Source organism: Moorena sp. SIOASIH, assembly GCF_010671925.1.
Taxonomy (GTDB): Bacteria; Cyanobacteriota; Cyanobacteriia; order Cyanobacteriales; family Coleofasciculaceae; genus Moorena.
The window spans coordinates 72688-95931 of record NZ_JAAHIH010000001.1 but is presented as its reverse complement, the minus strand read 5'-3'; the positions used below and the strand labels follow the sequence as shown (position 1 = coordinate 95931).

Here is a 23244-nt window from a genome sequence, read left to right as displayed (position 1 = left end):
TTAGTTTAAAATTAGTTGACAAGCTTTTTAATTCCCTGTTCCCTGTTCCCTGTTCCCTGTTCCCTGTTCCCTGTTCCCTGTTCCCTGTTCCCTGTTCCCTGTTCCCTGTTCCCTGTTCCCTGTTCCCTGCGGTATTGTTTAAATTATCATTTTTAATTCAGGAAATTATTGTATAATTTTGGAGGTAACTAACATGGTATATTTACCTGATACCCTCGAATTAACTATTAATTTAAGTGACGAACAATTTTTCCAGCTTTGTCAAAATAACAGGGATTTAAGATTTGAGCGCACCTCTGAAGGAGATTTAATCATCATGTCACCTACGGGAGGAAATACAGGTAGACGAAATATTAAACTATCGACTCAACTAGAATTGTGGAGCAGTCAAATGAAACTTGGTGTTGCATTTGACTCTAATACAGGATTTAAAATGCCTAATGGAGCCAATCGTTCCCCTGATGCGTCTTGGATTAAACGAGAGCGTTGGGAAGGGTTAACCTCAGAAGAACAGGATAAATTTGTTCCTTTATGTCCTGATTTTGTGTTAGAATTGCCTTCTCCGAGTGATTCCCTGAAAATGGTGCAAGCTAAAGTCCGAGAATATATGGAAAATGGGGCTAGATTAGGATGGTTAATTGATCCCCAAAATAAGGTTGTGGAAATCTATCGTCCCAATCAAGATGTAGAAATTATCCAATCTCCGAAAACCTTATCAGGAGAAGATGTTTTGCCTGGATTTACTTTAGATTTATCAGAAATCATCTGATATTTATAGCGTTTATTGTAGAAGATGTAAACCTATAAGGTCTTTTTCTATTGTCCAATAAAACTCCAGATATCTTTTGCCTCTTGCCTTTTGCCTCTTGCCTTTTGCCTCTTGCCTTTTGCCTCTTGCCGCAATACATGTGTTTACAACCCAGATACAAACGCGCTTATAGCAGTTACCAACCCAATTGATAAGTGCTATAGTTGAATAGGCTAATCGTGAGATAGTATCTCTACATCTGTCCAGAAAATTCCTGAAGCATCACTCTCGTTTTCGTAGATATCCTGTACGCTCGACCCCAAATAACCACCTACTATCAAGCTATTCAATAACCACAGTAGTAGCGGAAGTGCGCAAATACTCATCAAAAAGATTAGGGATTTTCGGATAGTGTTTATCACTGTGCTAACTCCGGTATAGGAAAAATAATTCCGCTTAACATTAGCCAAGCTATAGCCAAAGTCAGCACAATGTTAAAACTCTGGCCTACCAAATAAAGAATCATGGGTTTACCACCCTGAAGTTGTGTCCCTAAATCCCGAAAGTTCGAGTCTAGACCAATGGACAAAAATGCGATACAAAATAGCCAGCCACGATAGGTCTTGGTTTGACTAAGAATCCCTTTAACTGTATCCATCCCCATCAAGGGAATACAAACAAAGGACACTAACAGAGAAGCAGCTATAAACCCTAAGATAAACTTGGGCAAACGTACCCATAATTCCCTCATTTGTGGTTTAGGAGCATTTGGCTCGCGCTCTACACAAAAGACCCAAAATAAAGCGATCGCAAAAGCTATCACGCCGATCAGCATATTTTGAATCATTTTAACTAAAGCAGCAGCTTGACCAGCGATTTCCCCTACTGTTTCACCAGCAGCGACAACTGCGCCAGTAGAATCAATGGTTCCCCCCAGCCATGCACCACTGACTAATTCATTCATACCTACAGCCTTGACAAACAAGGGCATGATCACCATCATGGCAACAGTAAAAATGAGAGTCATCCCTACAGCTAAAGTCAACTCGTTTTTCTTAGCCTTACAAGCTGCTGCTGCTGCAATAGCGGCTGATACACCACACACTGATGTGGATGTGGCGACTACCATCACCAGTGATTTCTGCTGCATGTTCAGAAAGCGAGTACCAAACAGATACATAAATATGATCACAATCGGCGTAACCAGCCAAGCGATCGCTAAACCATAGGGTCCGAATTCCACAATTCGGTTAAAGAGAATTTCTGCACCGAGAATCACTAAGCCAGTCTTGATGTAATATTCAGTACGCACCGCTGGCATCATCCACCTTGGTGTACCAATAGTATTGCTGATGATTAGTCCAATCAACAATGCCCAGAAAGCATAGCCGAGGTTAATTGCTTTAGCGGTCTGTGAATTCCCCAGTATATAGGATAAAACTGCCAAGAGAAATATAACCAAAAAGCCTGGTATCATGTTTCTGCCTTCTTTTCCCTTCATTACCAGGTTGCCAAGGGTAAACAGAGCACATAAACCAATGGCGAGCAATGCCAGTTTAGGAAGCAATTCCCAGGGGAGTGCCGATAATAGATCTATCCCTTTCCATTTGGGCATCTTTGGCACAACAGTTATGATGCCACTAAACACTGTCCCCAATAACAGCAGACCAATCCATACAGACCACCAGTCTTCTAATTTGTAAAGCTTAGACCATTTTGTTTGACTCATTAGTAGATTTTATTTTACCCTGGAAGGCACCACCGAAATAATATCAATTCATAATACCAATTCATAAAAGTAGCACGCTAAGATGTAGATGGGGAGATGGCGATATCCCCACGCCGGGGTCAGTTTCTTTAACTATTTCCTATTCCCTGGGCACAGCGCTATAGTTTATTCTCGGTAACGATTGCTCCTAGTGGTACTTTCAAAGTGGTACTTTCAAAGGCTCTAGACTCGAAATCCCCTGAAAGCCAACCAGAGCTAGGGAAATACGTCGGCGCTACCAAAATGACTGAAACCCAAGTGCATCGCTTCTGTCTTCTGCCTTCTGCCTTCTGCCTTGCTGTTGTGCAATTTAAATGCACAACAGCTTATCTTAAAATCCCAGTACAAACTGCTGGTCGAACCTGAACATCAATTCAACTCTCAACCCATTAATTCCTTCCCAGGAAAGATTTAGAAACACAGGAGCAGCCTCTGCTTTATAAACGTAAGATGCGATCGCAATACACAGAGCAACACTGGTGAGTGCAGTATTAACAATTTTGGCAAGTTTTTTTTTCATTTTTAGATTATCTCGACTACATTTGGTTACTACTGACTGTTCAAACAAAAATTCACTTTAATGGCTGATTAGATTGGTAGTTGATCAATTCCCTAGCAACGAGAGGTTATAACTAACAGCGCTAATATAATTCAGGAGCTCCCTCAAACCCCTCAATGAATGTTGATAACTATAGCTTCCTATGCCGTTCCAGGTTTCTGTAAAAACAATCAAGTGACGTTGATTCTAATGATCTTATCAAATGCTCCGGACAACTTGTATCAAGTTATTATCAATATAATCAATGGAGTTGTGAAGATAGTTTTAAGGAAATATGAAACTAGTTTAGGACTTAGGCAAAACTAGTCAAAAAAAACTATAGGTAGTAGAACCCTACAGGTATATTTGCTGTGTAATTCCTGTAGTTAAGACTAGTCTCGTTAGACTATGAAAACTAAAAATTATGAATTGTGAAGACTGATAATACCTGATTTCGACATAACAAACTATCCTCTGATTGAGGAGCTTCGAGTCAGGAGTCAGACTAATTTATTTTACAGTAATTTTTAAGATAAATTCGTCCTTGACTACTCACAAAACTTTTGATATAATTCCTCAGTATTAATTTTCCAATTATCTAAGTCCCCAAACACCGAAATCACTCGTACCACATCTAGGAAAAGATCGTGATCAGCAAAGTAACTCGCCAGCTCAGCAGTTTTATGCTCAGCTGGCAATTCAGCTTGGATAATCCGATACGCTTTACCACCCATAACTTGAAAGGGAATAGTTTCGGTATCTGTAATTAGTTGTCCATTATTATCAGTTGTGTTATACTCTACCCAGTAATAATATTCTTTACCTCGTTGAAGTGGCTGACCTTTACCATCAGCATTGTAAATAACACTACTCTGATTATCGTTTACCTGATAAGACCATAAGGCTTTTCCATAGCGAGAGGAACGAACTTGAATGATATTAACACTTCCTTCCCAAGCAAATAGAGGTTGGTCACTCCAGGTGCGATAGGCAGCAATATTAGGGGAAATTGAACAAAACTCTCCATGGGTACCTGCTTCATCTTTCTTCCTACGAAAAAGATCTCGGATCTTAGCCCATACAGATTGTGTTTTCTGTTTGGTTTGACTCACTGCTTTCGCTACTTGATTCCCTTGACTGGTAAACGAAGATCCAACTGATACTGATGAGGTCGGAAAACTAATACTCATCGTTCCAGTAATTAGCAGTAGATAAAAAACTCTGAGATACATAGGATTTAAAGGCCAAAGGCTTGTCGGGAATTAAATTAATAATTAACTAAATAATATAAAACCAGAGTATAATTGATGGTAAAGCTATAGGAATTAAAATAGAAGCTGAGATATAAGCCTGTAGTCCGATTATTCCATAGACCGCTGTAGCACCAACTAAGATCAATATTGATTGCTGTCTTTCTTGAGGCTTTTGCTGGAGCAGTAGCAGCGTTGTTCCTTTTCCTAACAATGCTGCTAATAGAATCATCCAGCTGTCGGGAATTAATTTTATTGTATGTTTCGATAAAAAATGGTGAACCATATAAGCATGGGCTTCACCTCCGGTAAATACCTTCGGACAAGTATCTGGTGGCTTTCTGGTTCGATTCAGTGGATCACACCAATATTCAATAGCTAGAGGTAGAGAAAAATTATCCTCGGCTTCATCATATCCCCCAGAGGCAATGATAACCACTTGCTGCTCAATGTTAGGAAAGTCACTTTTGAGGAATTCCCAAGCAGGCTTGTGCTCATAAGCCTGTTCTGGAGGAATAGAAAAGTCAATAATATAGCGCATCCCTAACGGTAGATTCTTTGGTTTGAGGGATGCGTTCGCAAAAGGTAGATTCTTTGGTTTGAGAGATGCGTTCGCGTAGCGTGGCCTACGGCCAATCGCATTATCCTGGCTACTGACTTGCTGAAGATACTGACTAACTTGCTGCTGAAAGTTGGTGGTACTTTCAACATTAGGATTTAATCCTATCCCGTGGTTTGGCTGTTGGTGCAACTGGTGTGATAGAGCCAGTAGATAGGCAAAAGGACATGACTTGTTGCAGGTGGCATCCTGGGGGAGTTCCATATCCCAACGGAAAAAGGTAATATCCCCTTGTAGACTCCATTTAGGGCTAGCAATTTTCGGAAACACCTTGCGATTTTTATCCTGATTGACCCCAAAGACAAACCAGGTATCCTGTTGACTAACAGCGGATTGAATCGCACTAGCCAGTTTTTCCTCTCTTGGTTCTTGGGTATAGAGGAGATAATCAATTCCAATTACCTTAGCGCCTGATTTCGAGAGTTGTCTGACTAATTTGCCAAGGTATTCCCGTTCCATCGGCTGGGTTTTAAAGCCTTTTATCTCCAGTTGCGCCTGATTGATTGAGTCTTGATCAATAGCAATTAACAGTACAGAGCGTGGCTTCGCGGAGGATAATCCCTCCCGAGGAAACTGGTTTGTGCTATCGCGATAGACAGCTTGAACAAAGGTTCGCCCATCTAGCAACATGTCTTGTACAGGAACCATAGCGCTAACTAAAAGCACACTAGCTAATGCGATCGCTTCTTTTGGTTTAGGTAGCCACTGCTGAAGTAGTTTCTGGTAACCCCAAGGCTCAATCCGAAATGGCTTGGCACCATAGGGACTAAAAAACGAAGGAATCAGGTAAGCTGATGGATAAACAAACTTCTCACCTACCTGTAAATTGCGACAAGCTGCCAGCATTGCTTCCTGGACATCCTGATACTGAGCTAAGCGGCTGCAAAATTCTTTGAGAAATACATGAGCAACATTATCATGAACTTCCTCCCGCATGATCACCACTTGCAATCCTAAATCAGCCAACCGATTCGCTATTTTTAGACCATTACAGGAGTTAAAGACGCACAACTGAAGTCCCTGATTTTTAGCAGTAGTTAGGTATTCCTTTATTTCACTGATAGATACCAACTGCTCTGGCGCGATCGCTAATTTTCCATCGGTAACTTTTGTCTCATCACTATGACCCATAAAAAATAGAGCATCCCACCCCCTTTCATCCGTTATTTCTGCCGCCAGTGCTGCTTTAATATTAACCCCATCCTCTTGCTGTTGCCAGTCAAAGAACTCTACTTGAGCAACGCTTTTGAGCAACTTAATAGCCTGCTTATCTTTCTCCAAATTCAGATCTGTATTATCCCCCAAAATCGCTAAAATCCGAGGTTTACCATGGCGCAGTTTATTATCTCGCGCTATTGTTTCTGCCTGAGTAGTCATCGGAATCCTGGTAATCCGAATCCTCCCACTGGGGATATCCTCTGGAAGCAACTGCCATGCTTCCCAAGGAAGCCGTGCCAATTCTACAGAATCGCAGGCTATAAAAATAGCTACTGATCCATAGGGTTCTGCTGTCTTATTTGACTGTGATTCCTGTCTAGCAATAGTGAAAATTTGATGTTGAATTGTTTCTCGAATGGCCTGTAATTGACCTAACCACCGTTGAAAGACATCCAGAAATATCTCTTTTGCTTCTTCTAATTCATGTCCCAAGTCATCGACTACTGGTGTAATGGCACCACTAGATAATTCTCTTGCTCGCAATTTCGGGTAAAACTGGAGGTAAAGGTATCGCCATTCCTCATAACAGTCTATTACTTTAGCTGGATAGTCCAACTTTGCGGAGACTTCCTGTCCGTGATTACCCCGTAAATAAAACAGACAGGATGAATCAGCTTGCCAAATATTTAGTCTAAAACTACTTTGATGATTAGTTGTCATTTGTTCCTTGTTTATTCCCCCTACTCTCTACTCCCTACTCCCTACTCCCTACTCCCTACTCCCTACTCCCTACTCCCTACTCCCTATTAAAATATCATAAACATTTATCAGGCTCAAAAGCAAAGGGAAGTAGAGTTAATGATGCTCCGTTACTTAAAGAAATGGTTACTACAAATTTTTGGTTCCAGCTACCTGCTACTGCAACATGTAGATAACGTTCATTTACCAATACCGCTTCAGAGACAACACCAGTGAATTCGCTGATTCGTAACTTCATACCAGGGGGAAGTGTATTACCAAGACAGTCTTCGATTAGCAATAGCAATGCCCATTCTCGAGTATCTTCTGGTGCTTTCTGGTAAATGAACCAGGTAACAGCACATAGTTTGAACAGAATGCCATTTAAATTAACAGTTTGGTAAGAGCCACGAGCATGAGCCGGAACAATTAATCCTTTTTGTCGTCTCAACTCTTTAGCGATCGCTCGATATCTGTCTGGTTCATCCGATACTGGACTAATCCGACGCATCAATGACTTAGAAAAAGTATAGTCAGGAAGCAGTTGCCAAGATAAACAGCTTGCTAACTGATCCATTTCTCCTCGCAGCCACTCTGCTGTATTAATCGCTGTTTCAGCAAAGAATGGTAGGATTTCCTGAACAGAACGCTTAGTATCAGCAACTGGAATTGTGATCTCTTGGGAATCTAACCAATGCAAGTAGTGCAGTAAATGATTGGGTTGCTGATCAAATAAAGACAGAGGTAAATTATAGTTACGGTTACCTTGTGGTAAGTTAGCTGATTCGCGATAGTTAACCAACTCGTCGTGACGTAAAACACCTCGAATAATACCCTGTTCTTGGTCTTTTTTCACCTCAATAACGATATAGAAATGAGCCGCAAGTTCTGGTAATTCAACAGCAGCTATTGGTATCTTAACCTCTGGCTCTTGGAGATTTTCTGTGACAATTATACACAGATTAAACTCCCCAACTTTCAAATTACATACCGTATCAATGAGATTAGCATAATCTGGTTGATACACCGAACAGTTATCCGTAATAATTGGTAGCTGATCAACCCGTTCTTGTAACCATCTTTCAAAACCAAATAACGCTAAACCATTTCGATAACTTTGCTCCTGGTGTGCCTCATCATTAACTTTGTCACTAATCGTCTTCGCTTGCTCAAAGTCTTCAGGTTCGAGCCAAAATACTTCTCGGGTTGGAAGGGTTATATCCATTGAATCTATAATAATATTATTCATTGTTTCTTTTTCCCTTGATTTTTATCGTTGTGTTCATCTAGATATCGGCACATTCGCTGAGCAAATAAACTAGTCATTGAACGGGTTTTAGAAGTACTCAGTTCGGCTACCGCTTCTTGAAAAACTTGTGTGTTCAAGAAAGCCTCGACTTCCTGCATCAGGTTACTCAAATAATCGAGCTTTGTGGCCTTTTCTTCCAGAGCTAATCCCTTAGTCGTTGTTGAGATAAGCTGGAAAAAATTTTCTACACTCAGATACTGAACGCGATTCAGCAGTTTCCCTGGTGCCAAGACTCGGCTGGCTTGGGAATGATTGCTCATATTCAAAAGGGTTGCTATCTCTTTAAGAGACTTACCCTCACAGTAAAGGAATCGGAAACCTGGGATAACCTTTGAAGCAAAACAAGCGTAACGGCGACTTTGCTCTTTAGAGGCAATGTGCTCAGCCAACGCTTGCGCTATAGCGTGATCTAAAACCTCAATCAGTCCCTGTTCAAGAAAATCCTGCAATTCAGATTGTCCTAAATGATCTATGGTATTTCTAGAGTTTAGATCAGGTAATTCTTTGGGGACATACTCGCCAGTTTCTGGATCCCGTGCTTCTAGAGGTTCCCAGATCGGACTTCCTATGCGGCTCCAAATCTCCTCTTCTTGCAGACCCTTGGCTATCCTGGTTAGTTCTTTGTGAAGCTCTTTGGTGGAATTGATGATAACACCACGTTCTGGCAACAGGTGGAGCATGTCTTGGAGTTGCTCATCCCTAGGCTCAAGGCATTGGTTAACTCTATGGTTAACTCTATGGTTAACTCTATGGTTAACTCTATGGTTAACTCTATTGCGCCGCTGCTGTTTTCTGTGTTGAGAATAGACAGTATGGAACGTTTCAACTAGTTTGCGATCGCGTGGATAGAGTTGTTCAAGGTGTCTGAGTTTAACTCGTCCCAACAGTGACCAGTTACTCGACAATGGCAATCCCTGTTCAGCTAAGCAACGTTTGATATCAGGATGTTGTTTGGTTTTCAGATATGCCCAATTGTCCAAACTTAAGCGAGCTGGTGAGTTCAGACGATAGCTTGCCAAGACATCAATCGTAAAAAACTGACCAAGTCCAGGTTCAATGTCACCTTGCTTATTAACAACCAGTTGAGCTTTGCCATCACTATCGAGAATAATCGGAGTTTTGCCATCATCATTGAGTACATAGGATAGCAGCTCACGGTAAGTTAACCGATAGTCAAGGCAAAACTGACTCGCTAGTGTTTTACAAGCCTTTAGGATAGGCATTGAAACATAGCACCGAAGACACAGTCCAGCTAACGCCCGGTATTTAGTATCACATGTAGTATCAACAGTAGATAGCTCAGGGCGAAACCAGCATAGCAGTAAATCCTGGATACCTCGCTCCCACTGAGCTAATAACCTTTCCTTTTGATCTAATCCCAGGAGTGTTTGTTGAAAAAACTCCTGTGCTTCCTGTTGATGGCAGACTTTGTAGCCTTCTTCGTTATTGGCTGGGTCAAATACCCGAATTGTCGAGTATCTAGATGCATCCATAACTGATTGAGACAGCACTCTACTAGTATATAGATGTTAGGCGATTTAACCTGTGCAGTTGTCTCAAGCAAAAGCAACAGGCAAGGCGTTGCTGAATAGTGGAACGATTGAGGATAATCAGTAATCAGTAATCAGTAATCAGTAATCAGTAATCAGTAATCAGTAATCAGTAATCAGTAATCAGTAATCAGTAATCAGTAATCAGTAATCAGTAATCAGTAATGGTAATTTTAGATTAGCTCACTGTGATCAAACTCCAACCTACCCTACAAGGGACGCCTGGGCAAAAACAACCTCCAACCTTCAACCTCCTAACCTTCAACCTTCAACCCTTCAACCTCCCAACCTTCAACCTCCCAACCTTCAACCTCCCAACCTTCAACCTCCCAACCTTCAACCTCCCAACCTTCAACCTCCCAACCTTCAACCTCCCAACCTTCAACCTCCCAACCTTGGCCAATAGGCCACGCTACGCGAACAAAAGCCTATTAATTGTGAAACTCAATCCATTTAAGCGACGAAAATTTCTATTCCAAAGTTTAGGAGCTCTGGGAATAACGCTGTTATCAACTGCTTGCCAAAAAGCGTACAATTCTCAAGAGATCACCTACTCTAATTCTGGAGATAAATCTTTGCCACTGAAATATATTAACGTTGCCCCTACCAACAATCAACCACCAACTGGATTAATTGTCTGCTTACATGGCTTTGGAGCCAACTTCGAAGATTTGGTAACTTTGGCAGAGGCGCTAAACTTACCAGACTATCAGTTTCTATTTGCTGAAGCTCCCTTTGACCATCCTGCTGTACCTGGGGGTAAAATGTGGTATGATTTGAATGGCTCCGAGTATCAAGGCTTAACCGAAAGCAGACAGCTGCTAATTGATTGGCTCAAATCCCTGGCCAAAAGGCCACGCTACGCGAACGAAGGCACCACTGGCGTGCCCCTATCCCGCACCATTCTGAGTGGATTTTCCCAAGGAGGAGCCATGACATTAGATGTAGGACTAACCTTGCCAATAGCAGGCTTAGTATCCATGAGTGGCTATTTACATAGCCGACCCCAAGCTCCTACAGGCTCATCCTTACCACCCATTTTGATAGTTCATGGTAGACAAGACGAGGTTGTACCGTTAATGGCTGCTCACAATGCTAGAGATACTTTAACTGGTTTAGGGATACAGGTCAAGTATCAAGAATTTGACATGGGACATCAAATCATCCCAGAGGTAGTATTGCTCTTTCGTAATTTTGTTCTTGAAGTAATGGGTAATCGGTAATCGGTAATCTGAATGACTTTTCGTTAATTTAGTTTAGTTAATTTAATTTTTTTGATAATTTCCAGCATCCGCCTTTCCGAAATCCTGATCGCAATTTTTAACTAAGTAGAATACAAAAGTTCGTCAGATTAAGCCTAGAACAATCTTCCCCATCTTGCCATCCCTACCTTTATACACAACTAGGTGTAGTCTACTTAAGTGCAGACTACTATAATTACTTTTCTTAAGATTTTGTTTTATAGCAGTCGAAGTAAAGCTTAAGACATATTGGGTGCATCTCCTAAAAGTTGTTTGACCTGGTGGGTGGAATGGGCATCTTGGTGGAACGGGCATCTTGGTGGAACCGGCATCTTGGTGGAACCGGCATCTTGGTGGAACCGGCATCTTGGTGGAACCGGCATCTTGGTGGAACGGGCATCTTGGTGGAACCGGCATCTTGGTGGAACTGGCATCTTGGTGGAACTGGCATCTTGCCAGTTTCATGCTTATTTTCGGGCGGAGTTTCCCAATCAGGCCACAAGAGGCGGAAAATAAGCGTGAGCCCGCCCCTAAGGCACCCTACGCAACTACTACTAAAAATCCCTATATAGTTAATTAACTCTTGCCTCTTGCCCGCCCCCCTTTCGCGCGGGGGGTTAGGGGGGATTACTCTTGCCTTTCCCTAAGGGATTTTGTTCACAACTCAAATAGAAATGCTATTGTTCACAAAAAGTTTACAAATTCTTGAAATTATTTAAGTGTAGATAACACAAACTTGATGAGGAGTTGATCACTTTAACACGCTAGCGCTAATCAACCAGAGAACTCTATGAATGTTATTGAAACCAAAATACCGGAAGTCTTAATTCTTGAACCCCGCGTCTTTGGTGATGACCGTGGTTTTTTCTTTGAAAGCTACAATAAACGAGTTCTAGCAGATAAAGCTGGGATCACCGCTGAGTTTGTCCAGGATAACTATTCCCGTTCAGCCCAAGGAGTGCTTCGAGGCTTACACTACCAGATTCAGCAGCCCCAAGGTAAACTGGTGCGGGTTTTACTCGGCACGATATTTGATGTGGCAGTGGATATCAGAAAAAGCTCTCCGACCTTTGGACAGTGGGTTAGTTGTTTGCTGAGTGCAGAAAATAAACAACAAATCTGGATTCCGGCTGGATTCGCTCACGGATTCCTGGTGGTCTCTGAATTCGCTGAAGTTTTATATAAGACTACCGACTTCTACGCTCCTGATCACGAGCGGACTATTGTGTGGAATGACCCTGACCTAGCCATTCATTGGCCTCTGACCGACTCTCCCAGTCTGTCGGCTAAAGATCAAGCGGGTAAGTCTTTCAAAACAGCCGAGGTTTTTGCGTAAACAACTCACCGTTAAACCCTTCGGCGTAGCCGACGCTGACGCGAACGGGCTATAAAGGGAGCTTTCAAGCTCATAGTTTACCAGTCTAAGTTTCATAAAACTCCGTTATTTCTAAGAGTTAAAGTTCATACCTGGGGATGCGTAGCTAGTCCCCAGCTCTAGAACCCGATTGTTAAACAGACCTAGTTGAGTTAAGTCAGTGCGATTGGGAAAGTACCGAGAAATAACTTTGACTAAGCTAACTTCACCCTAGTGATAGGAGAAAACACAATTATGCGTGTATTTGTACTCGACAAAAACTTGAAACCACTAGACCCTTGCCGTCCGGCCAGAGCCAGATTATTACTCAAGCAAGGTAGAGCCAAAGTGTTGAGAAGGTATCCATTCACAATTATCCTGTCAGATTTGGAGGTAGAAAATTGTAGGACTCATAATTACCAGTTAAAAATTGACCCAGGTGCAAAAACAACAGGCGTGAGCTACCGGCAAGACAACACTGTTATTTGGGGTGCTGAAATAACGCATCGTGGATTCCAAATCCGAGACGCTTTAACCTCAAGACGGCAATTAAGACGTTCTCGTCGTAGCCGTAAAACTCGTTATAGAAAACCTCGCTTTCTTAATCGGAAACGTCCCTCCGGATGGCTGGCTCCTAGCTTAATGTCTAGAGTTCATAACATCTTGACTTGGGTTAAAAAACTGATTCGTTTTTGTCCCATAGCGGGTATTTCTCAGGAGTTGGTACGGTTTGACACTCAGAAGATGGAGAACCCAGAAATCTCCGGTACTGAATATCAACAAGGTACTTTATGCGGCTACGAAATTCGAGAATACTTGCTTGAAAAATGGAACCGTAAATGCGCCTACTGTGGCGCGACAGATGCCCGGTTAGAAGTTGAACATATCAAGCCAAAATCTTTAGGGGGTTCCGACAGAGTTAGCAACCTGGCAATAGCTTGTCACGATTGTAACCAGGCTAAAGGAAGCCAGGAGATTGAACAATTCTTATCAGGGAAGCCTGATGTTTTGAAGCAAGTTCTGTCTCAAGCTAAACGATCTCTAGCTGATGCCGCTGCGGTTAACGCGACTCGCTGGAAGCTTTACAACGAGCTTAAGTTCACCGGATTGCCAGTAGAAACAGGTTCGGGAGGTCAAACTAAATACAATCGACGTCGGTTTAACCTAGTTAAAACTCATTGGATTGACGCCGCTTGTGTGGGGAATGTTCAAAACATTTATGTCGAGGACTATCAATTTTTATCGATCATGGCTAAAGGTCATGGAACTCGTCAAATTTGTCGAACAGACAAGTTTGGATTCCCGAAGAGGTACTGTTCAAGAACTAAGATCCACAAAGGTTTTCAGACCGGAGATATTGTCAAAGCAATTGTTACTAAGGGCAAAAAAATCGGAACTTACGTTGGACGGGTTGCCACTCGTAAAACTGGATCATTCAACATTTCAACTAGCAATGGGTTGATTCAAGGAATTAGCCACAAGTACTGTACACTAATTCACAAAAAAGATGGATATGCTTATCAAATCAATACCCTGTCCTCCCTTTCCTGAGTGCCTGTCACCTGGGGTTTCCCCAGGTGTTTATATGGCACGTCTCACCGCTAAATCTTTGATTATAGCGGGAGACGACCGGGAGGCGGACAGATGAAAAAAATCTTACTCACTGGGATTACTGGACAAGTGGGTCAAGAGTTGGAAGATACTCTGAGTCCCCTAGGCCAAGTCATCGGTGTGGGGCGCAGCGATATGGACTTAGCTCAGCCAGATAGTATTCGTCAGGTAATTGATCAGATTAAGCCTGACGTGATTGTCAATGCAGCGGCTTACACGGCTGTGGATAAAGCAGAGACAGAACTGGCACTGGCTAAATCGATTAATGCTGTTGCTCCAACCATCATGGCAGAGGAAGCTCAGAATTTAGGAGCCATCCTGCTCCATATTTCCACTGACTATGTTTTCGATGGCAAAAAAAATACTCCTTACACGGAGCAAGATATTCCTAACCCCATCGGTTCTTATGGTGAGTCGAAACTGCAAGGGGAAGAAGGGGTGCAGCAAAAATGCGATCGCATTCTCATCCTTAGGACTGCTTGGGTTTACGGTACTCGTGGTCATGGCAACTTTGTCAAAACCATGCTACGACTGGGGGCTGAGCGAGAAGAGCTTCGGGTGGTAGCGGATCAAGTGGGTACTCCTACCTGGGCTAAGGATATAGCAGTAACCATTACTCAACTTTTGCAAGCAATGGATTCTAATCCAGTGGTAGGAGGAATCTATCACTTCACCAACAGTGGTGTCACTAGTTGGTATGACTTTGCCGTTGCCATCTTTGAAGAAGCCAAACTTCTGGGCTTCCCCTTAAAATTGCAGCGAGTTGTGCCAATTACTACCCCAGAATACCCCACTCCCGCTCAGCGTCCTGCTTACTCAGTCCTCTCAAACCAGAAAATATCCCAAACATTGGGAACCTATCCGCCCCATTGGCGTCAATCTTTGAGGCAAATGCTAGCAGAACTTTATCAAAAGCTTGGGTAATTGCTATAAGCATAGGGAGTAGGGAGTAGGGAGTAGGGAGTAGGGAGGAGGGAATCGGGAATCGGGAACAGGGAACAGGGAACAGGGAATAGGGAATAGGGAACAGGGAACAGGGAATAGGAAAAACATCCTGTGTACCTGATTACTATCAGAAGCGCTATAGTTCAACTTCAACCTGCTAACCTTGGCCTTTGGCCACGCAATCGCGTTCAACCTTCAACCTTCAACCTTCAACCTTCAACCTTCAACCTTCAACCTTCAACCTGCCAACCTTCAACCTGCCAACCTTGGCCAATAGGCCACGCTACGCGAACAAACCTAATAATTCATATTTCATATTTCAGACTTTATAGTGAGGATTTTATATAGCTTATGAAAGCACTGATTCTTTCTGGGGGAAAAGGCACTCGTTTACGGCCCCTAACCTATACTGGTGCCAAACAGTTAGTACCTGTTGCCAATAAACCAATTTTGTGGTATGGGCTCGAAGCAATTATCGCTGCTGGTATTACTGATATCGGTATTATTATCAGTCCTGAAACTGGGGAAGAAGTTAAGGCTAAAACAGGAAATGGCGATCGCTTCGGAGCTAACATTACCTATATCCTCCAAGACCAACCCTTAGGACTTGCCCACGCCGTTAAAGTCGCCCAACCCTTTCTGGGAGATTCTCCCTTTGTAATGTACTTGGGAGACAACTTGGTTCAAAGTGAGCTGAACTTATTTGTAGAAAATTTCCAGAACAAAAATCTGGATGCCCTCACCCTGCTACGGGAGGTAGATAATCCCACTGCCTTTGGTGTTGCCAAAGTCGATGAATTTGGGCGAGTGTTGCAGCTAGTAGAAAAACCCAAAGTTCCTCCTTCTAATCTCGCACTGGTAGGTGTTTACCTATTTTCTCCTGTTATCCATCAAGCAATTGCTAACATCCAGCCTTCTGCTAGAGGGGAACTGGAAATTACCGATGCGATTCAATACTTGATTGATCAGCAAAAAAATGTAGAAGCTTTTCAAATCAAAGGTTGGTGGCTGGATACTGGTAAAAAAGATGACTTGTTAGCTGCTAACCAGATTATTTTAGATACTTGTCTAGAATCTGATGTTGATGGTGAAATTGACTCCGAAAGTCAAATTAGCGGACGGGTACAGATTGGTAAGGGGTCTTGTATTACTAATTGTACAATTCGTGGTCCAGTTACCATTGGTGAAAACTGCCATCTGGAAAACTGCTTTATTGGTCCATATACTAGCATTGCTGACCAAGCTACTCTAGTAGATGCTGACATTGATAATAGCGTGATTCTAAAAGGGGCTAAATTAACGGGTATTCATCAACGAATTGTTGATAGTTTAATTGGAGAAAGAGCTCAAGTTAAAGCTGCACCCCAACATCCAAAAGCATTACGATTCATGATTGGTGATGACTCACAAGTTGAACTAACTTAAGGTAAGCATTTAGCGGTCAGCGGTCAGCGGTCAGCGGTCAGCGGTCAGCGGTCAGCGGTCAGCGGTCAGCGGTCAGCGGTCAGCGGTCAGCGGTCAGCTGAAAATAAACCTTGAACGATCGAATTTAATAATTCGATATTAATCAGAATTGAAGGTCTGGGTAAAAGCCCTTGGCCAAAGCTTACCTCTTGTATTCAAAAGCACCTCAAGTAGTGTGGCAAGAGGCCAAGGGCTGATAGCTGATGGCTGATAGCTGATAGCTGATAGCTGATGGCTGATAGCTGATAGCTGACTTTTCTACTAACCCACTGAAGCACTAACCCATTCAAACTAATCATGAATTCTTCTGAACAAAAATCCCTGACTACTAGACAACCTCGCCAATTACTAGTAACAGGTGGTGCAGGATTTATTGGCTCGAATTTTGTTCATCACTGGTGTGAACAGTACCCAGGCGATCGCGTGGTGGTACTAGATGCTCTGACTTATGCTGGTAACCGCCAGAATCTGGCCGGTCTGGAAGAGAAAGCCAATTTGCGGTTTGTCCAGGGAGACATATGCGATCGCGTTTTAGTAGACCGCCTGCTCCAGGAAGAAAGCATCGACACTGTCGCCCACTTTGCTGCTGAATCCCACGTTGACCGCTCCATTTTAGGACCTGATGCCTTTATCCGCACTAATGTGGTCGGTTCCTTTACCCTACTAGAGTCCTTCCGGCAACAATGGCAAAATCAAGGACAACCAACGGATTATCGCTTCCTCCATGTTTCCACCGATGAAGTGTATGGCAGTCTAAGTGCTGATGACCCAGCCTTCTGTGAAACCACACCCTATGCCCCCAACAGTCCTTATTCTGCTTCCAAAGCTGGCAGTGACCATCTTGCTCGGGCTTATTACCATACCTATGGGGTTCCGACTATTATCACCAATTGCTCCAATAACTACGGACCCTATCATTTTCCAGAAAAATTAATTCCCCTGATGTGCATCAACATCCTGTTGGGCAAATCTCTACCGGTCTACGGGGATGGACAAAATATTCGAGATTGGCTGTATGTGGGTGATCATTGTCGTGCTTTAGATGTGGTGATTCACAAAGGTCAACCAGGAGAAACCTATAACATTGGTGGCAATAACGAAGTCAAAAACCTTGACCTAGTTCACCAGATTTGCGAGCTGATGAATGAATTAGCCCCTGATCTACCGGTCGCTCCAGCCCAAGAGTTAATTACCTTTGTCAAAGACCGCCCAGGCCATGACCGTCGCTATGCTATTGATGCGACTAAAATTAAAACTGAATTGGGTTGGGAACCAACAGAAACCCTAGCAGGTGGCCTACGTAAAACTATTGAGTGGTATCTCAGCAACCGGGATTGGTGGCAACCATTGCTATCCCAAGAGTATCAAGCTTATTATCAGAAAGTTTATGCCTAGAAGGGTTAAGGCTTGAGTACCTTGTCCTAGGTTTTAGGGAGTAGGGAGTAGGGAGTAGGGAGTAGGGAGTAGGGAGTAGCGATGCAGTGTGGTCAAGACCGCGCTGCATCGCTTTTTAATAACACCAAAAAATCCTCCAAGCTCTTTCTTACTGTTACCTGTTCCAATCATCCGCTATTCCCTGTTCCCAGATCCGCTATTCCCTTGTAAATGCTATAGATGATATCCATTGTATATAAAGGGATAAACTATCGAATTTTCTATCATCATATTTTTTTTTATCCAAGCTTGATATAGTTAAAGTTTTAGTTAGTTTGCCTTGAATTTGATAAATTTTAGCTGAGTTAGATATAAACTGATAGTCGAGACAATAATTAAGTAAGAACTACTAAGAGTTAATGAAAATATTAATTATTTAAATTCAGGTTAAAACTAGGGATATTCGATATGTTAGTTGATAGTGTTAGTTTATTAATGGTTAACAGGCATTTTTTTACTAAAAACTATTTGATTTTAACGTATTTTTAACAAATCAGTTAGTATTTTTGTATCAGTATAATATAGCGTGTAGAAACGAATTATAAACTGATAATATATGATTTAATTTTACTATAAAAATCTGGAGATATTGCCTATTGCCTCTTGCCTCTTGCCTATTGCCTATTGCCTCTTGCCTATTGCCTCTTGCCTATTGCCTCTTGCTTCGGCAATCTATGACTTTACAACTCCTTTGAAAACGCTATAGCTGGATTCCTGATTCCTTGAATCCTAGTTTCTACGTCCTCTTACTTAAGCAATTACTACGTTAATTGATAATACATTTATGATCAGTGTTATTACTATAGTTGGTGTTGATTTTTTTCGATTATACTGAAGTGTCTTGCCTTTAAATCAAAGCTAATAACTTGTTCTTGAGGATTCATGGAACAAAAACTAGTATCTACAGTGATCAAACCCCGACTAGTTCTTAGCTAAAAACAGGTAAGCATATGCGCTACGCGCAGGCTACGCCAACAGCTATCAGCTAATGCGCTACGCACACGCTACTTGAGGTGCTATCAGCCAACGGCTGATAGCTTAGATGGGCAAATCCCCAAACTTTCAATTCTGTAAAATCTCGAACTATTAAATTATCCTGTTTGCGTATCGGCACACGCTACGCGAACCATAACGATGTTTATTTTAAGCATTAGGCTGATAGCTGACAGCTGACGGCACCTCAAGTAGCACCATCTGTAGCGCATATGCTTAGGCAATATCTAAGTTTAATAACCAGTGCCAACTAGGTAGATGGAGCTCTCTGCTGTTCTATTTTAGTCAAAACTATGGAAAACCTTAATAGTACAATCAACCTAATCAAAGAAAGGATATTTGATTCCGACTTCCAGCTCGCCAACATCCCTGTTTACAAGATACTTATGGTGGTGGTCATCCTCCTCCTCACCCACATATGTCGAGGTTTGTTCACTGCCATAATCATTGACAGAATCGAGCGTCTGACTAGCGCTACAGAAAGCACCCTAGACGATGAGTTTATTAAGATTCTGAGGGCACCATTAGGCTGGCTAATTTGGCTGGCTGGACTATGGCTAGTACATAGTGTTGTGGGAACCCATCTTAGTGCTGAACAGAATCAGAAAATCCCCGAGATTCTCTTTGTCAGCGCTCTGTTCATTGTCACCTATATTCTTTACCGTGCTGCTCCACTACTAGGGGAGCTGCTAGCCGGATTGGCGGCACACACTGAAACTGAACTGGACGATTTGTTCGTCCCCTACTTCCCAAGGCTTTTTCAGACAGCAGCAATCCTGATTGCTGTGATTAAAGCCAGTGAGATTTTGTTGGGGGCATCTGCCGGTGCACTGATCGGTCTAGTCGGTGGCGCAGGTGTCGCCTTAGGTTTGTTATTGAAAGACATTATCTATGACTGGTTTTGTACGGTGATTATCTACGCTGATGGTCTCTATAAACCCGGTGACTGGGTAGGAGTTGACGGAGTCAATGGTTTTGTTCAGATAGTCAGTATTGGTCTGAGAAGTACACAGCTTCGTCTGACTGAGTGGGGTTCTATCAAAAAAGTTCCCAATTCTAAAATGATTGCTGGCGTTGTGGAAAATTGGTCCCAGAAGACTGGCGATACCTTTGAGTGGGGCATAAATTTAACTCTGAAAGTTGATGGGATTTCGGCTGAGCAAACTAGCCGAGTTTGTCAGGCTATTGAAGAAAAAATTCCGTCTATCGATGGCTTGCACAAGCAGAACATGTTAGTTTTATTTTCCCACATTGAAGAGAATGCTCGTGTGATTATAGTTAGGGTATTTGTGATTGATCCCAACCTTTACTTTGCTGCCCAGCAAAACTTGAATCTAGCTATATTAGAAATCCTCGAAAAAGAGGATATTGATCACCTGCATGTTGAGCTGGAAAAGCAACTTCAAGACTACAAACAGCTCAAGGAAAATAGCTCTCCCAGTGTGGCTATGATAATTTAGTATCAAATAATCGCTATGAAGCTTGCATGTAAGCATTCAGGCGTCAGCCGTCAGCCGTCAGCCGTCAGCTATCAGCCCTTAGCTATGATGCTAATCAACGGGAGGTAGTAAACAAGCTTACGAGTTCGTACGGCTGGCTGGTTGAAAATCCCTGCTCGTTTTACTCATCCGACCCCGTGCAGTTCTCGCGTCTGCTAGCACCTCAAGTACCGTGCGCGTAGCGCATTAGCTGATAGCTGACAGCTGAATGCTTACGTTCTTACCTCCTGGGTCTGTAGAATTGATTCTTGTTGAAAGGGCGATAGTTTAGGAATTTCCATAACACCATCTCGCTCCTTGTGGTAGTATCCACGAGGGCACTTATTCGTATTTCTATTTCTCTATCCCATAACCCCTACTGCTGCAAACTCCAACTTCTGTAAGTACCTAGGCTTCACCGGTACCAATAACCTTGGAGTTTAACCTTGGCATTTAACGGACATGGGCAGTACTGGATTCGAACCAGTGACGTCCTGCTTGTAAGGCAGGCGCTCTACCGCTGAGCTAACCGCCCGTATGCAATACTTACTTACTATAGCATATTTTTCCAAAGACGACAACAACTATAAAAAATATGTCCTCTGGCTATATACATGATCGCATAACCTTGTGGAGTTTGCCAGTAGTCACGGTTTTGAGCCTGGTAGTAACCCGGAGTAGTGATTTGACCTTGATTGTAGCTGGAGGGTTCCTGTTCGGTGGCTTGATGTTTAGCCCTGATTTAGATCTATACTCTCGACCCTTTAAGCGTTGGGGCTGGTTGCGCTGGATTTGGATCCCTTATCAGAGGATGGTGCCTCACCGTTCTATTTTTTCTCATGGACCAGTGATTGGGACAATTTTGCGACTGCTTTATCTAGCCAATTGGATCGTCTTGTTTGGGGGTGTGGGATTGCTGGTGTTTCAGCTATTCCAAGATGAACCAGATCGTTGGCTGGAGCTGATTCAAGGGCTGGGCGGTAGGGTGTGGGAATATCGTACCTGGTTGATGGCCTTTGTGGTGGGATTGGAGTTGGGTGCGATCGCGCATTTTGTCAGTGATTGGGGAAGTTCCGCTTATAAGGAGTTTAAAAAAGGGGGAATCAAGGGGTTATGGTCTGGCAAGCAAGGGAGGAGCAAGGGCAGGGGTGCGGGTAAGACTAAACCACAAAGACGCAAAGCACGCAAAGGCAAAAGGTAAGCATATGCGCTACGCGCAGGCTACGCCAACAGCTATCAGCTGTCAGCCGTCAGCTAATCAACGGGAGGTAGTAAACAAGGTGGGGGGTGCTGGTACGGCTGGTTGAAAATCCCTGCTCGCTTTACTGATCCGACCCCGTACAGTTAAAGCGCCTGAAAGCTGATAGCACTTCAAGTAGCATGGGCATAAGCTGATAGCTAATAGCTGATAGCTGATAGCTGATAGCTGATAGCTGAATGCTTACGTAAAATTTGGCATTAGTGGTAGATTTCGTTAAGAATAATTAAGTTGCGTTTCGCTTTTCGGTTTTATGTCTACTTCCCCGGAACAAGCTCAGCCAGTTGATCAGGTGTCGATGTTGGCGGCTTTACAAGAGTTGATTGATGTGGTGGCCAGATTGCGATCGCCTGAGGGTGGTTGTCCTTGGGATTTGGCTCAGACCCCTCAGTCCCTAATTCCTTATGTAATTGAAGAAGCTTATGAAGTAGTCGATGCGATTCGCAGTGAGAATGAAAATGCGATCGCAGAGGAGTTGGGTGATTTGTTATTGCAGGTAGTTCTGCAAGCTCAAATTAGTAGTGAGCAAGGTCAGTTTACCTTGACCGAGGTAGCTCAGGGGATTACTCAAAAGCTAATCCGCCGTCATCCCCATGTGTTCGGTGATGTCCAGGTTGATAATGTCGAGGAGGTGCGTCAAAACTGGGAGGACATTAAGGCAGCAGAGAAAGGAGAAACCGTTGCGGATAAGCAATTATTAAGTCGTAAACTGAGTCGCTATAGTAAAACCCTTCCCCCTCTAATGGCTGGGATGAAGATATCGAAAAAGGCCGCTAGTGGTGGGTTTGAGTGGGATAATGTTGAGGGAGTTTGGGATAAGTTTCACGAAGAATTGGCTGAGTTTCAACAAGCACTTGAACAGGAGGATAAAGCCCACCAGGAAGCAGAATTGGGAGACGTACTGTTTACTCTGATTAATATAGCGCGTTGGTATGACCTTGACCCTTCAGCTGCTTTGCAGGGAACCCAGGCACGGTTTATTGAAAGGTTAGCCCAAGTGGAAGCATTGGCTGAACGCCCACTGTCTGATTACACCTTAGATGAGTTGGAGGCTCTCTGGCAAAAGGCTAAAGCACTCTTGGCTCAGTAGTAAGGTTTCCCTAGAAGCATTCAGCAGAATAATTAAGCCAGCATAGCAGTAGTATAAACATATATTTGCTTATTTTTTCCCAATTTATCGAAAAATTAATTTAAAATCAATGATTATGACTCCTGAATCCTGACTTCTGATATCATATCTGGATAATTACCCTTCATAAAAATCTCCCCCATCTTCCCATCTCCCCACACCGACCTTTCTCCCCACCCTCCCTAAGATTATGGGTGCCCAACCAGACTTGATATAACAGGGGGTATAGCCCCACACCCCCAAGCTCCGGAAAAAGGTTACAAATATAAACAATAGCCATTACCTTCTAATCTAATGTTGGCTCCAGTTCGTCTTATTCCCGGTGCTATACCAGAACTATTTGCTAAAGTTAGCAGCTCTGGAAAAATTACTCTTGCTGATCGATATGGATTGATGGCAGCACTATTGGAGGATTCACTCACCTCCGAAGAGCGAGACTCCATCGACAGATTGCTCCACGCTGTACATAGGGGCAGGGTGAAACTCGCTACCTGATGCTTTGACTATAGGTAGTCGATTCGTATCCTTGAGAAAACGATATATAAAACGATATACAAAAAGAAATCCCCCATTGATGTGAGGGGCATGGGGGCTGGAGAAAACATTGAATCTACTCTATTTCATTAAACAAGAATTTGAGTCGATTTGATAGCCATAAT

The 23244-nt window shown here is 42.9% G+C and carries 24 protein-coding genes and 1 tRNA gene; 15 read left to right on the top strand and 10 right to left on the bottom strand.

Annotation, left to right across the window (positions count from 1 at the left end; all coding sequences use genetic code 11):
- The first annotated feature begins 15 nt into the window (after positions 1–15).
- The 3 genes from F6J90_RS00480 to F6J90_RS00470 are packed head-to-tail and all read left to right on the top strand — an operon-like array spanning position 16 to position 960.
- Entirely contained in the window at positions 16–156 is a 141-nt protein-coding gene (locus F6J90_RS00480) for a hypothetical protein (RefSeq protein ID WP_293090579.1), read from the top strand.
- A 37-nt stretch (positions 157–193) separates the two neighbouring features.
- Positions 194–769, top strand: a complete 576-nt coding sequence (locus F6J90_RS00475; RefSeq protein WP_293090578.1) for a Uma2 family endonuclease — start codon at positions 194–196, stop codon at positions 767–769.
- Between the two features lie 50 nt (positions 770–819).
- The gene (locus tag F6J90_RS00470; protein WP_293090577.1) at positions 820–960 is read left to right on the top strand and encodes a hypothetical protein; all 141 of its coding nucleotides are present in this window, start codon (positions 820–822) and stop codon (positions 958–960) included.
- A gap of 206 nt (positions 961–1166) precedes the next feature.
- Here F6J90_RS00470 and F6J90_RS00465 read toward each other — a convergent pair whose 3' ends face one another.
- From F6J90_RS00465 to F6J90_RS00440, 6 genes are all read right to left on the bottom strand, one after another.
- The gene (locus F6J90_RS00465; RefSeq protein ID WP_293090576.1) at positions 1167–2477 is read right to left on the bottom strand and encodes a putative sulfate exporter family transporter; all 1311 of its coding nucleotides are present in this window, start codon (positions 2475–2477) and stop codon (positions 1167–1169) included.
- 370 nt (positions 2478–2847) lie between these two features.
- Positions 2848–3036 (bottom strand): hypothetical protein, encoded by a 189-nt coding sequence (locus tag F6J90_RS00460; protein WP_143727560.1) that lies wholly within the window; start codon positions 3034–3036, stop codon positions 2848–2850.
- Positions 3037–3602: 566 nt separating this feature from the next.
- Entirely contained in the window at positions 3603–4166 is a 564-nt protein-coding gene (locus F6J90_RS00455; RefSeq protein ID WP_293090575.1) for a hypothetical protein, read from the bottom strand.
- 166 nt (positions 4167–4332) lie between these two features.
- Entirely contained in the window at positions 4333–6801 is a 2469-nt protein-coding gene (locus F6J90_RS00450) for a CHASE2 domain-containing protein (protein WP_293090574.1), read from the bottom strand.
- 94 nt (positions 6802–6895) lie between these two features.
- Positions 6896–8068 carry a DUF1822 family protein gene (locus tag F6J90_RS00445; RefSeq protein ID WP_293090573.1) on the bottom strand — a complete coding sequence of 391 codons (1173 nt, stop codon included), beginning with the start codon at positions 8066–8068 and terminating at the stop codon, positions 6896–6898.
- Positions 8065–9621: a hypothetical protein gene (locus tag F6J90_RS00440; RefSeq protein WP_293090572.1), complete on the bottom strand. Its 1557-nt coding sequence runs from the start codon at positions 9619–9621 to the stop codon at positions 8065–8067. Before F6J90_RS00440 ends, F6J90_RS00445 begins: the two co-directional genes overlap by 4 nt.
- Positions 9622–10253: 632 nt before the next feature.
- Here F6J90_RS00440 and F6J90_RS00435 point away from each other — a divergent pair.
- From F6J90_RS00435 to rfbD, 5 genes are all read left to right on the top strand, one after another.
- A complete protein-coding gene (locus F6J90_RS00435; protein WP_293091826.1) occupies positions 10254–10901 on the top strand; it encodes an alpha/beta hydrolase in 648 nt (215 codons plus the stop codon).
- Positions 10902–11168: 267 nt separating this feature from the next.
- A complete protein-coding gene (locus tag F6J90_RS00430) occupies positions 11169–11435 on the top strand; it encodes a hypothetical protein (protein WP_293090571.1) in 267 nt (88 codons plus the stop codon).
- Positions 11436–11709: 274 nt separating this feature from the next.
- Positions 11710–12255 carry a dTDP-4-dehydrorhamnose 3,5-epimerase gene (gene rfbC, locus F6J90_RS00425; protein WP_008178350.1) on the top strand — a complete coding sequence of 182 codons (546 nt, stop codon included), beginning with the start codon at positions 11710–11712 and terminating at the stop codon, positions 12253–12255.
- A 273-nt stretch (positions 12256–12528) separates the two neighbouring features.
- On the top strand, positions 12529–13824 hold the full coding sequence (gene iscB / locus F6J90_RS00420) for an RNA-guided endonuclease IscB (protein WP_293090570.1): 1296 nt from the start codon (positions 12529–12531) through the stop codon (positions 13822–13824).
- A gap of 93 nt (positions 13825–13917) precedes the next feature.
- Positions 13918–14808 (top strand): dTDP-4-dehydrorhamnose reductase, encoded by an 891-nt coding sequence (gene rfbD, locus F6J90_RS00415; protein ID WP_293090569.1) that lies wholly within the window; start codon positions 13918–13920, stop codon positions 14806–14808.
- A 3-nt stretch (positions 14809–14811) separates the two neighbouring features.
- Here rfbD and F6J90_RS00410 read toward each other — a convergent pair whose 3' ends face one another.
- Positions 14812–14937 (bottom strand): hypothetical protein, encoded by a 126-nt coding sequence (locus F6J90_RS00410; protein WP_293090568.1) that lies wholly within the window; start codon positions 14935–14937, stop codon positions 14812–14814.
- Between the two features lie 3 nt (positions 14938–14940).
- Between F6J90_RS00410 and F6J90_RS00405 the strand changes: the two genes are divergently transcribed.
- From F6J90_RS00405 to rfbB, 3 genes are all read left to right on the top strand, one after another.
- Positions 14941–15177 carry a hypothetical protein gene (locus tag F6J90_RS00405; protein ID WP_293090567.1) on the top strand — a complete coding sequence of 79 codons (237 nt, stop codon included), beginning with the start codon at positions 14941–14943 and terminating at the stop codon, positions 15175–15177.
- Positions 15178–15180: 3 nt separating this feature from the next.
- On the top strand, positions 15181–16254 hold the full coding sequence (locus F6J90_RS00400; protein ID WP_293090566.1) for a glucose-1-phosphate thymidylyltransferase: 1074 nt from the start codon (positions 15181–15183) through the stop codon (positions 16252–16254).
- Between the two features lie 336 nt (positions 16255–16590).
- Positions 16591–17688 (top strand): dTDP-glucose 4,6-dehydratase, encoded by a 1098-nt coding sequence (rfbB, locus tag F6J90_RS00395; RefSeq protein ID WP_293090565.1) that lies wholly within the window; start codon positions 16591–16593, stop codon positions 17686–17688.
- Between the two features lie 33 nt (positions 17689–17721).
- Here the strand turns inward: rfbB and F6J90_RS00390 are convergent, their stop codons facing one another.
- Positions 17722–17859: a hypothetical protein gene (locus F6J90_RS00390; protein WP_293090564.1), complete on the bottom strand. Its 138-nt coding sequence runs from the start codon at positions 17857–17859 to the stop codon at positions 17722–17724.
- Between the two features lie 1154 nt (positions 17860–19013).
- Between F6J90_RS00390 and F6J90_RS00385 the strand changes: the two genes are divergently transcribed.
- Complete coding sequence (locus F6J90_RS00385; RefSeq protein WP_293090563.1) at positions 19014–20180, top strand: mechanosensitive ion channel domain-containing protein; 1167 nt, start codon at positions 19014–19016, stop codon at positions 20178–20180.
- Positions 20181–20661: 481 nt separating this feature from the next.
- Here F6J90_RS00385 and F6J90_RS00380 read toward each other — a convergent pair.
- Positions 20662–20733 (bottom strand) — tRNA-Val (locus F6J90_RS00380).
- Positions 20734–20793: 60 nt separating this feature from the next.
- On the opposite strand from F6J90_RS00380, the gene F6J90_RS00375 reads away from it, so the two are divergent.
- Positions 20794–21399, top strand: coding sequence for a metal-binding protein (locus F6J90_RS00375; RefSeq protein ID WP_293090562.1), 606 nt, complete (start codon positions 20794–20796; stop codon positions 21397–21399).
- A 310-nt stretch (positions 21400–21709) separates the two neighbouring features.
- Entirely contained in the window at positions 21710–22546 is an 837-nt protein-coding gene (mazG, locus tag F6J90_RS00370; RefSeq protein ID WP_293090561.1) for a nucleoside triphosphate pyrophosphohydrolase, read from the top strand.
- Positions 22547–22702: 156 nt separating this feature from the next.
- Here mazG and F6J90_RS00365 read toward each other — a convergent pair whose 3' ends face one another.
- Positions 22703–22858, bottom strand: coding sequence for a hypothetical protein (locus F6J90_RS00365; protein ID WP_293090560.1), 156 nt, complete (start codon positions 22856–22858; stop codon positions 22703–22705).
- 21 nt (positions 22859–22879) lie between these two features.
- Here F6J90_RS00365 and F6J90_RS00360 point away from each other — a divergent pair, with 21 nt between their 5' ends.
- Positions 22880–23080, top strand: a complete 201-nt coding sequence (locus tag F6J90_RS00360) for a hypothetical protein (RefSeq protein WP_008178378.1) — start codon at positions 22880–22882, stop codon at positions 23078–23080.
- Positions 23081–23244: the final 164 nt, after the last annotated feature.

Bases quoted from the DNA above. Each gene is read 5' to 3' on its own strand.
- mazG (WP_293090561.1), top strand. From the start codon at position 21,710: ATGTCTACTTCCCCGGAACAAGCTCAGCCAGTTGATCAGGTGTCGATG.
- F6J90_RS00450 (WP_293090574.1), bottom strand. From the start codon at position 6,801: ATGACAACTAATCATCAAAGTAGTTTTAGACTAAATATTTGGCAAGCT.
- rfbB (WP_293090565.1), top strand. From the start codon at position 16,591: ATGAATTCTTCTGAACAAAAATCCCTGACTACTAGACAACCTCGCCAA.
- F6J90_RS00440 (WP_293090572.1), bottom strand. From the start codon at position 9,621: ATGGATGCATCTAGATACTCGACAATTCGGGTATTTGACCCAGCCAAT.
- rfbC (WP_008178350.1), top strand. From the start codon at position 11,710: ATGAATGTTATTGAAACCAAAATACCGGAAGTCTTAATTCTTGAACCC.
- rfbD (WP_293090569.1), top strand. From the start codon at position 13,918: ATGAAAAAAATCTTACTCACTGGGATTACTGGACAAGTGGGTCAAGAG.
- F6J90_RS00475 (WP_293090578.1), top strand. From the start codon at position 194: ATGGTATATTTACCTGATACCCTCGAATTAACTATTAATTTAAGTGAC.
- iscB (WP_293090570.1), top strand. From the start codon at position 12,529: ATGCGTGTATTTGTACTCGACAAAAACTTGAAACCACTAGACCCTTGC.
- F6J90_RS00360 (WP_008178378.1), top strand. From the start codon at position 22,880: ATGTTGGCTCCAGTTCGTCTTATTCCCGGTGCTATACCAGAACTATTT.
- F6J90_RS00465 (WP_293090576.1), bottom strand. From the start codon at position 2,477: ATGAGTCAAACAAAATGGTCTAAGCTTTACAAATTAGAAGACTGGTGG.
- F6J90_RS00385 (WP_293090563.1), top strand. From the start codon at position 19,014: ATGGAAAACCTTAATAGTACAATCAACCTAATCAAAGAAAGGATATTT.
- F6J90_RS00460 (WP_143727560.1), bottom strand. From the start codon at position 3,036: ATGAAAAAAAAACTTGCCAAAATTGTTAATACTGCACTCACCAGTGTT.
- F6J90_RS00410 (WP_293090568.1), bottom strand. From the start codon at position 14,937: ATGTTTTTCCTATTCCCTGTTCCCTGTTCCCTATTCCCTATTCCCTGT.
- F6J90_RS00445 (WP_293090573.1), bottom strand. From the start codon at position 8,068: ATGAATAATATTATTATAGATTCAATGGATATAACCCTTCCAACCCGA.
- F6J90_RS00400 (WP_293090566.1), top strand. From the start codon at position 15,181: ATGAAAGCACTGATTCTTTCTGGGGGAAAAGGCACTCGTTTACGGCCC.
- F6J90_RS00390 (WP_293090564.1), bottom strand. From the start codon at position 17,859: ATGATTGGAACAGGTAACAGTAAGAAAGAGCTTGGAGGATTTTTTGGT.
- F6J90_RS00375 (WP_293090562.1), top strand. From the start codon at position 20,794: ATGTCCTCTGGCTATATACATGATCGCATAACCTTGTGGAGTTTGCCA.